The sequence below is a fragment of the Azospirillum picis genome, assembly GCF_017876115.1.
Lineage (GTDB): Bacteria > Pseudomonadota > Alphaproteobacteria > Azospirillales > Azospirillaceae > Azospirillum > Azospirillum picis.
Genome location: NZ_JAGINO010000019.1, coordinates 142,933 through 152,287, shown reverse-complemented (window position 1 = coordinate 152,287; position 9,355 = coordinate 142,933). Strand labels below are relative to the sequence as shown.

Below are 9,355 nucleotides of genomic sequence, written 5' to 3'. Positions count from 1 at the left end.
TGCACCGCGACCTGGTCGTGGTGGCCGGCGCCGCTGCCGGCGGTGGGGCCGTCGATCTCGGCGCGGTAGACGCTGGTGCCGGTCAGGGTGACGGCCGACTGTACGGTCAGCACACCCGGCGAGTTGCCGGGCGACAGCGTGCCGGCCACCGTGGTGGCCCCCAGGATGGTGCCGCTGCCGCCGAGGGTGGAGCCGGTCTTCACGTCGACGGTGCTGGCGGCGATGCCGTTGACCCTGGCGGCGCCGCCCTGGTCGACGGTGATGGCACCGGTGCTGCCGGTGGTCTCGACGGCGAGGCTGCCGCCGGTGACGGTCACCGGGGCCATGACGGCGCCGTCGACGGTGGCGGTGCCGCCGCCGTTGACGGTGACCGGAGCGCTGACGATGCCGTTGCGGGCGACGGTGACGGAGCCGTTGGCGACCGACAGCCCGGCCCCGGCGATGCCGCCGCCGGCGTTGACGACGACCGAGCCGCCGTTGCTGACGGTGACGGGAGCGGCGACGATGCCGCTGACGCTGGCGGTGCCGCCGTCGACGGCAAGCGCACCCTTGACGATGCCGCCGGAGCCGACGGCGATGGTGCCGCCGCTTGCGGTGAGATTGCCGGAGATGGTGCCGTGCGAGCCGACGGTGACGCTGCCGCCGGCGCCGACGGTGACCGCGGTGGTGACCGCGCCGCCGGAGGTGACGCCGAGCACGCCCTGGCGGACGGCGATGCCGCCGCCGTTGGCGACGGTGCCGGACACGGTGACGCTGCCGGGACCGGCGACGGTCAGGGCACCCGGACCGCCGACACCGCCCGACAGGATGACGGCGGTGCCGTTGGGATCGATGGTACCGCTGTTGCCAGTGATGGTGACGGCCTGGGCCAGGGTCAGCGCGGTAAACGGCTTCAGCGTGCCGCCGTCGAAGGTGACGGTGCTGGACCGCACCGCACCATCGGTGTTGCCGAAGCTGCCCTTGCTGGTGTCGATCACCCCGGTCACCGGCGGCGGAACCACGACGGGCGGCGGCGGAGAGGGGGGAGAAACCACGACCGGTGGCGGTGGTGGAGGTGCGGGTGGGGATGGCGGCGGCGGAGGCGGAGGAGGAGGCGAGACCGAACCACTCACCAGCGTGACCACGAGCCTGTTGTTCACGGTGGTGACCGCGGCTGTGAGACCGGTGGTTCCATCCACCAGGGCGGTATCGTTGACGTAGCTACCGGTGCCGCCCGCACGCACGATGGTGAAGCTGTTGCCATCCGACAGGCCAGCGCCGCTGATGACCACGGTGGAGTTGGTGACGGTCGCATCGCCCGAGACGTTCAGGACGGCGTAGGTCGACGGGTTCGATGCCTTCGAGGTCAGCGTACCGCCGGTCTGGCTGTAGCTGCCGGTGATGGTGACCGGGTTGACGATCTTCAGCGTCGCGCCGCTGTTGGTCACCGTATTCGAACCGACGCTGACATGGTCGTTCAGCAGCAGGTTGCCGGAGGCGAATACGACGCCGGCCCTGGAACTGCCAATGGTGCCCATGTCGCTGCTGGTGATCGAGCCCGTAACGCCGGTCAAGGTGCCGAAGGTCGATCCACTGCCGCCGTTGATCAACAGCGTGTTGGTCGAGGTGCTGGAGATGTGGCCGGCGATCATTCCGCTGTTGGTGATCGTGCCCAGAAGGCCGGACGTGGAGATGGCCTTGGAGGCCATGATCGTCCCGCTGTTGGTCAGAGTGCCGATCGTACCGCCGTTGATGATCGCGGTGCTGGAGGTGCTGATCCTGCCGCTGTTGGTGATGACGTCGATACGGCCGCTATTCCAGATGTCGCTATCAATCGTTCCGGCGTTGTCGAGCTTGCCGATATTGCCGGCATTCTCGATAGCGTCGGCGTGACCGCCAGCGATACGGCCATTGTTGGTCAGCGTGCCGATCGTGCCGCCCGTTCTGTTGCTGACGCCGACCATGCCGGAATTGATGACGCTGCCATTGAGCAGCATGTCGATGCGGCCGGAATTGACGACCGCGGCATTGCTGGAGCCGTTGATCGTGCCGCTGTTGGTCAGCGTGCCAAGGATGATTCCGCTGTTGCTGACGCCTGTGGCCCCACCGGCGATGGTCCCGGTGCTGGTGATGGACAGGCCGGTGAATGCGTTGGCGGAGATGGGTCCGCTGCAAGCTGCCGAAAGGATGGCGTTCGGCCCGGCGAGGGGGCACGGGGCGGCCTCGGCCACGTTGGCGGCCAGGACCATCCATCCAAGGCACAGCGGGAGGGAGGAGACGCCGCCACGCAGTTGACGACGCACGCCACCCCGCAACCTGGACGACCAAAACATCACATGGTCACCCGACTCCGCACCAGCGAGCATGGCCAGCTTCCCGCAAGAATTTCCGTCACGTATACGACTTTTGTATAGATCATTTGCCGATTTTGCGGCGGTCAAATTCCGACAAATTGCAACGGTCAGACGCAAAGAGAGTTCTTAAGAAAGGCGCAGAATATTTGAGGTGAGTTTGAAGACGTGTTCTTTTTCACGAAATTCTTCGCGCCCGCCTCCGCATGGCTTTATGTTTCAATCAGGAAGACGCCGTCCGACGAACCGCCTCCCTGCTCTCATTGGGTTGACCCGCGATTTACAATCAAAAGTGACGGTCGGCGGGTGCTCGATGTGCGGCGGTTCGGTGGCGAACACCAATCCCGGCTCCGGATCGCCGGTCCCGATCCGATGCTGGTTCGCCACCATGAAGGCATCTGATCGATGCGTGGACGACTTCGTCTCGGCGAGCCCGGCACCAGAAACCGGACGCTCGGCTACGGACCGCCCCGGAAATTCCGCAGTTCTTCGGCGACCCGTGCCAGCGGCTCGTCCCACCGGCCCCTCGCGGCCTGGCGGAACAGGCGGAGGCTCGGGTACCAGGGCGTGTCCTCGCGGTCCATCAGCCAGCGCCAGTCCGGGATGAAGGGAAGCAGCACCCAGGCCGGACGCCCGAGCGCACCCGCCAGATGGGCGGGGGAGGAGTCGACGGTGACCAGCAGGTCGGCCAGCGCCAGGATGGCCGCCGTGTCGTCGAAGTCCTTGATCTCGCCGTCCAGCGCGACCAGGGACATGCCGGCAGGCGGCTGCTGTGCCTCCGCCGCCTTCGGTCCCTTCTGGAGGGCGAGGAAGGTGGCGCCCGGCACGGCCAGCGGCGCCAGCGTCGCCAGAGACAGCGAGCGGTTGGCGTCGTTCTGATGGGTCGGCCGCCCGGCCCACACCAGGGCCACGAGGGGACGCGGCAGGCCGGCAAATCTGCTTCGCCACTTGGCGACCCGCTCCGGGTCGGGCGCCAGGTAGGGCACCGTCCCGGGAAGATCGTCAAGCCGCAGGCCGGTCACCATCGGCAGGGACATCAGTTCGCAATGGACGTCGTGCGGCGGCGGCAGGGTTCCGTGGGTGATGATCTCGTCGCAGCCGAGCGGCGGCACCGCCAACTGCGCCGCCCCTTGCCCCGACCCTCGCGCCGCCCCTCGCACTGCCCTTTGCGCAAGCGACAGGCACTCGCTCTTGACCTCCAGGATGACGCGCGCGCCGCTGCGCTCCTTGGCGCGGCGGACCAGGCGCAGGAACTGGAAGCTGTCGCCGAAGCCCTGCTCGTCATGGATCAGCAGCGTCTTGCCGGGGATCGGCCGGCCGTCCCAGCGCGGCTGCTGGATCTTGCGCTCGATGCGCGTCGTGTGGGGAAGGCTGTAGCGCCAATGGTATTCCCGCCAGCCGAGCTCAAAGTCACCCAGGAGCAAGGCGGTCTCGGCAAGGTCGAAGCGGCCGGCGAGATCGCCCGGCATCGCTTCGACCAGCATCTGCTGGATCGACCGCACCTCGGCGAGCCGGCCCTGGGGACGGATCGCCTGGACCAGCAGCCGCCACAGGAACAGAGGCGCCGATCCGCCGACGAGATGCGGGCGGATCAGCGCCTCGGCATCCTCGAAACGGCCCTCGCGAAGCAGGGGAAGGACCCGCTTTTCCAGTTCTGCCGGATCAAGGGACGGTTGCGGCGCGACCGCAGGCGCTGCCTTGGCCAGGACGGAGTTGGGAGCGGCGGAAGTGGGAGCGGCGGACGGCGCGGGCGGCGGGACGTGGGTGGGGAGGGGCGAGGACGCCGGTTCGCCATCGCCCCCGGCGCCCTGGATGCCCCCGCCGCCTTCCATGCCGAGTGCCGACAGCAGGGGAGCGAGATGCCGGGCATGCCGCCGCCAGCGCCCGACCGAGCTGCGGTACAGCGGCTTGCGCACCTGGTTGAGGCTGGCGGTCCTGACCCGGCGCGCCGTTCGATGGAAGTCCAGGCAGGCATCGGTCCAGGGCAGCCCGAGCGCGCCGAGCAGGCGGCGCGTCTCGCCGTCCAGATCCTCGACCAGCGCCTCGTACTCGATTTCGATGAAGCGGTCGGCCGGCAGCACCCGCCGCCAATGCGCCGTCAGCTCCTGGTAGGCGCGATGGAAGCGCCCCAGTTCGGACAGGTCGTAGGCGAACTGCTGCTCGGCCGCGAACAGCTTGGTGTAGCAGGACAGGCAGGTGTCGACCGGATCACGCCGGCAATGGACGATGCGCGCGTTGGGCAGCATCAGGTGGATCAGGCCGGCATAGAGGAAGTTCGCCGGCATCTTGTCCACGATGTGCGTTCCCACCCCGACCCGGCGTGCGACCACGGCGAGATAGCGGTCCCCGAGGCCGGCGAGGCCGGCTTCGTCCAACGCGCCGACGAAGCCGGGATAGGCCCCCGTCTCGGCGATCAGGTTCTGGAGCACGCCCAACTCGCCGGCCCCGACGACCGCCGGGTGGGACGCGAGGATCTGCTCCACCAGCGTCGTGCCCGACCGCGGCATCCCCAGCACGAAGATCGGCCGGTCCGACGGCGCGCCGGCACCGGCGAGGCGGTCGAACAGGGCCGGCGGGAAGGCGTCGGCGATGGACGCCATCCAAGCCGCGGTGGCGCCGGCATCGAAGCTGACGACCGAGCGCTTCATGCGGTTGCCTTCCCCGAGATGGAGGAAGGCACGGTCGGAATCGCCGCCATCGAGATAGGCCTTGCCCAGCGCGAAGTGCAGTCGCATGCGGTCGAGAAAGCCGGCCACCCCCTGCGGACCGAGCAGCGCCTCCATCCGGGCGATGTCGGGGTCGCCGGCGGAGAAGCTCTTCAGGTCGGCACGGTTGGACCAGGCGGAGACGTTGCGCGGATTGGCCGCCAGGACGGCGTCGAAGCGCGCCAGCGCCTCCTCCGGCCGCCCGGCCTCCATCAGCAGCACGGCGCCGTTGACGCCGGCGGCCTCCGCCACCGTGCCGGGCAGCCGGGCGGCCTGCTCGAAAGAGGCCAGTGCCTCGTCCGTGCGGCCCAGCGCCTGCTGGACCTCGCCCAGGACATTGTGGACGCCGGCATCCTGCGGCGCCGCCGCCACCGCCGCGGTGGCGGCGTCCAGTGCCTCCTCCAGCCGGTCGAGCTGCTTGAGAATGTTCGCCTTGGCGCCGAGGGCGCCGGAATGGGCGGGCGCGATGCCGAGCAGGGACGACACCCAGCGCAGCGCCTCGCCGAGCCGGTTGCGCGCCGATTCCGCCTGGGCGAGGTTCAGGTAGGCGTCGCCCAGCCGCGGGTTCAGGTCGATCGCCAGCCGGGCTTCCGCCGCCGCCTGCTCGAAGCGGCCGAGGTCGCACAGCAGGTGGCCGAGGTTGCTGTGCGCCTCCGCATAGTCCGGCCGCAGCGAAACGGCCTGGTCGTAATGGCGCTTGGCGAGGTCGAGCCGCCCCAACCGCATGTAGGTGTTGGCGAGGTTGTTGTGCGCCTCCGGACTGTTCGGATCGCCGGCCGTCACGCGTTCCAGGCAGATGGCGCTTTCCGCAAGCTTTCCCGTCTCCTGCAAGATGATGCCGAGGTTGTTCCAGGCGCCGAGCATGGCGGAATCGAGCGCGGTGGCCCGGCGCGCCGCGGTTTCCGCCTCGTCCATCAGGCCGCGGCGGCGGCACATCTCCGCCAGGTTGCTGAAGAAGACCGCCGGCGCGCGCGGCGCCTGGCAGGCCAGCCGCAGATACTGGATCGCCAGGTCGGCATTGCCGAAGGCATGGGCCATCAGCCCGAGCAGGTGCAGCGCGTCGGCCTGCCCCGGCCATGCCGCCAGGATCCGCTGGCACAGCATCTCGGCCTGATCGGCCTGTCCGGCATTCCAGTGGGCATAGGCCCGGCCCAATGCCTCCTCGATACTGAAAGACTCCTGGGGCCGGGATTGCGGTTTCTGCGGCGGGACACGCTTTCGGGCCATAAACAGCGACCTTGACACTATAGTTCGGCTGGATGCGAAGTGGGCCACCATCCCACTCCGGTCAACTAGTGTCCATGTTTTTGAGCGGAGCCTTGGCCACAGCGGCCGGCCGCCCTCCTGTTGCCCCGATTTCTATCTTATGCATTTCTATCTTATGCTTCGGGCGGGTGTAATTTCACACGGTCCTTGCGATGGCCCTTGCTTGAGGAGGCCCCGATCCCCCGTTCCGGCGCACCCTCACCGTGCACCGGACAGCAGGCCGGCGAGGCGGCGCAATCCGGGCTCGATCCGGTGCGTGGCGATCGAGGTGAAGCCGAGGCGGAAGAAGCGCCGCCCTTCCGCCGGGTCGATGAAGAAGACGTCGCCGGGCTCGATCAGCACCCCCTGGGCGCGCGCCGCCCGCACGAGGTCGCGGCTGTCCAGGCCGGGCGGGCCTTCGATCCAGAAGCTCTTGGCGCCGAAGTCGCGGCGGGCGCGGCAGGACGGCATCAGCTCCGGCAGCAGGTCGGCGATGCGGGCCGCCCGCTCCTCCAGCACCGCCGCGGTGCGGCGCAGGTGCTGGCGGTAATGGCCGAGCAGGATGAAGGTGGCGAGGCTGCGCTGGTTGTTGGTCGGCGGGTGCCGCAGCATCAGCCGCCGCAGGACCCGCAGTTCGTCGATCACCGGCCTTGGCGCCACGACGTAGCCGATGCGCAGCCCCGGCGCCAGGATCTTGGAGAAGCTGCCGGTGTAGATCACGCAGCCGGCCTTATCGAGGCTCTTCAGGCAGGGCAGGTCGGCTTCGCCCTCCACCGACAGGTCGGACTCGTAATCGTCCTCGACCAGGACGACGCCGTGGCGGGCGGCGGCGTCCAGCAGCTCGCGCCGCCGCCCGATCGGCATCACGGCGGTGGTCGGGCACTGGTGGCCGACCGTCACGAAGGCGACCCGGCGGCCGGCGAACAGCGCGTCGGGAACCACGCCGTGGCGGTCGCAGGTCAGCGCCCGCATGTCGCCGGTCGCCAAGCCGACCATGTGGCGGAGGTCGGGATAGCCCGGGTTCTCGACCCCCACCGGCGTGTCGCGGCCGACAAGGAGCTGCACCAGCATCGACAGCGCATGCTGCGAGCCGATGGTGATGATGACCTCGCCCGGTGCCGCGAAGATGCCGCGCCGGGGCAGCACCTTCAGGCGGAGCTGCTCCAGCAGGTCGGGGTCGTCGTCGTCGATCATGTCGCGCGCCCAGCGCGTGATCTCCTGGACGCTGGACGCCGCCTTGACGCTCTCGCGCCACTGGTTGGTCGGGAACAGGCTGGGGTCGAACTGGCCGAACAGGAAGGGATAGGGATGGTCCATCCAGTCGCGCGGCTTGGTGATCTGCGGCAGCCGCGACGGGCGGATGGCGAAGCGCGCCGACCAGTCGGTGGCCGCGGCGGCAGTGGTGGCGGCAGTGGCGGCGGGAACCGCCGGGGAGGAGGCGGCCGGCTTGTCCTCAGCCGTGGCGACGAAGCAGCCGCTGCGCTCGCGCGCCACCAGGAAGCCGTCGTCGATCAGCCCCTGATAGGCGGCGTTGACGGTGTTGCGCGAGATGCCAAGCGCCTCGGCAAGGCCGCGGCTGGACGGCATCCGGGTGTCGGGCGCCAGGACGCCGGTCTCGATCGCCTGGGCGATGATGCCGCGGATCTGCAGGCTGAGCCCCTGAGGGTCGCGCTCCATCCCGCCGAAGAGAAGCCGCCACGCGCTGTCGATCTGCATGCCCCGGACCCGTTGCTCCTGCCGGCGTTTTTCCTGCCGCCGGCAAAAGCAAGAAGGGTGCCGCCCGGCAAAGGGTGCGATGCGGCCGGAGGGACAGGGCCGGCAGCCTGTTTTTCAGCCACGGCAGCGGCCATTGGTCGAATCGGCAGCACATGGCGCCGAAAGCGGCAGCCGCAAGCCCGTTGAACCAGTCACCGCTGCAAACCGGAGGGATCTGGACCTTTCGGCATGGGGGCCGCTCGGGTCCTAATGGCCGCATCGCCCCAATGGTCGCATCGCAGCGATCGGCTTCGACGGAGACCCTCGCAATGAGATTTGCCAAGACCGTGCTCGCCACCGCCGTCGTCGCTCTCGGCACGCTGGTCGGGGCCGCCGCTCCGGCCGCCGCCGCGGGGAAGAGCGTCACCTTCGCCTACCAGGACATGATGACTCCCATCCGCGTGCTGATGGAGAGCGGCGAGCTGGAGAAGCAGACCGGCTACACGGTGAAGTGGGTCAAGTTCGGCGGCGGCGGCGACGTCATCCGCGCCATGTCGTCGGGCAACGTCGACGTCGGCGAGGCCGGCTCCTCTCCGATCGCCGCCGCGGCGTCGCAGGGGCTGCCGATCACGCTGTTCTGGATCCTCGACGACATCGCCAACGCCGAGCAGCTCGTGGCGCGCAACGGCAGCGGCATCAAGAGCATCGCCGACCTCAAGGGCAAGACGGTCGCCGTGCCCTTCGTGTCGACCTCGCACTACCAGCTCATGTACGCCCTGCAGGAGGCCGGGCTGTCGGCCAAGGACGTCAAGCTGCTGAACATGCGCCCGCCGGAGATCGCGGCGGCCTGGGAGCGCGGCGACATCGATGCCACCTTCATCTGGGCGCCGGTGCTGACCGCCGCCAAGAAGAACGGCACCGTCGTCGCCAGCGCCGGCGACTTCGCCAGGAAGGGCAAGGCGACCTTCGACGGCATCGTCGCCACCAAGGACTTCATGGCCGCCAACCCCGGCTTCATGACCACGTTCGTCAAGCTGCTGGCCGCCGCCGACGCCGACTATGCCAAGACCGGCAAGAGCTGGACCGCCGGCTCGCCGCAGGTGGCGGCGGTCGCCAAATGGACGGGTGCGGCACCGGCCGACGTGCCGGACGGGCTGGCCGCCTACCGCTTCCTGACGCCGGACGAGCAGGCCTCCAAGGAGTGGCTGGGCGGCGGCGCGGCGGAAGCGCTGAAATCGACCGCGGAGTTCCTGAAGAGCCAGGGCCGCGTCACCGAGCTGGCCCCCGACTACGGGCCGTTCGTGACGGCGGACGTGGTGAAGGCGGCGATCAAGCCCTGATCCGTCGCGCGACCGGCGCCGGCCATTCCTGCAGGAGGTT

General features: G+C 69.3%; 4 protein-coding genes. 1 reads left to right on the top strand and 3 read right to left on the bottom strand.

Annotated elements, in window-relative coordinates; genetic code table 11:
• The 3 genes from J2850_RS22805 to J2850_RS22795 form a co-directional block, all read right to left on the bottom strand.
• The coding region (locus J2850_RS22805; protein WP_425514135.1) for a beta strand repeat-containing protein at nucleotides 1-2,282 on the bottom strand (2,282 nt) is incomplete at its 3' end.
• A 506-nt stretch (nucleotides 2,283-2,788) separates the two neighbouring features.
• Nucleotides 2,789-6,190 (bottom strand): tetratricopeptide repeat-containing sulfotransferase family protein, encoded by a 3,402-nt coding sequence (locus J2850_RS22800; RefSeq protein ID WP_209986783.1) that lies wholly within the window; start codon nucleotides 6,188-6,190, stop codon nucleotides 2,789-2,791.
• A 309-nt stretch (nucleotides 6,191-6,499) separates the two neighbouring features.
• Nucleotides 6,500-7,996: an aminotransferase-like domain-containing protein gene (locus J2850_RS22795; protein ID WP_209986779.1), complete on the bottom strand. Its 1,497-nt coding sequence runs from the start codon at nucleotides 7,994-7,996 to the stop codon at nucleotides 6,500-6,502.
• 308 nt (nucleotides 7,997-8,304) lie between these two features.
• Between J2850_RS22795 and tauA the strand changes: the two genes are divergently transcribed.
• Nucleotides 8,305-9,315: a taurine ABC transporter substrate-binding protein gene (gene tauA, locus J2850_RS22790; RefSeq protein WP_209986776.1), complete on the top strand. Its 1,011-nt coding sequence runs from the start codon at nucleotides 8,305-8,307 to the stop codon at nucleotides 9,313-9,315.
• Nucleotides 9,316-9,355: the final 40 nt, after the last annotated feature.